The organism is Neisseria sp. P0021.S007 (genome assembly GCF_051956855.1).
The window spans coordinates 1-725 of record NZ_JBQCXA010000449.1; the positions used below are offsets into that span (position 1 = coordinate 1).

Here is a 725-nt window from a genome sequence, read left to right on the forward strand (position 1 = left end):
GTATTAACCGAAATCATGCATACAATTCAACATCTTGCCTACGGTTACGGTTCAGACGGCCTATACGTTTCATTCCGAGAGGGCGTATCGCAGGCAAGTCCTGCGCGGCGTATCGGAGTGATGGCCTTTTGCGGCGCGGTGGTCGGCTTGGGGTGGTGGTTGCTCAAACGCTACGGCAGGCCGCAACCGAGCATTAAAGCTGTGGTTAAAAATCCGCTCGCCGGTTTTCCGTTTTTTGAAACCGTCAGTCATGCTCTGTTGCAAATCATTACCGTCGGGCTTGGCTCGCCGCTCGGCCGCGAAGTTGCGCCGCGCGAAATGACTGCTGCCTTTGCTTCAGTAGGCGTCAACCGTTTCGGGTTGAGCGAAGACGACACAAGGCTGGTCATTGCTTGCGCCTCGGGTGCAGGTTTGGCAGCCGTGTATAACGTGCCGCTCGCCTCCACACTTTTTATCCTCGAAGCCATGCTGGGCTTATGGACTCAGCAAGCCGTCGCCGCCGCATTGCTGACTTCCGTCATCGCCACCGCCGTCGCACGCATCGGCTTGGGCGACGTGCAGCAATATCATCCGGCCAACCTTTCCATCAACACCTCATTACTTTGGTTTTCCGCCATCATCGGCCCGATACTGGGCGCAACCGCCGTCTTTTTCCAGCGCACCGCCCAAAAATTCCCCTTCATCAAGCGCGACAACATCAAAATCATTCCCTTGGCCGTCTGCAT

At 56.3% G+C, this 725-nt stretch carries 1 protein-coding gene; it reads left to right on the top strand.

Features of this window, described 5'->3' with window-relative positions; all coding sequences use genetic code 11:
• The coding region (locus ACTHUR_RS13920; RefSeq protein WP_440399133.1) for a chloride channel protein at nucleotides 1–725 on the top strand (725 nt) is incomplete at both ends.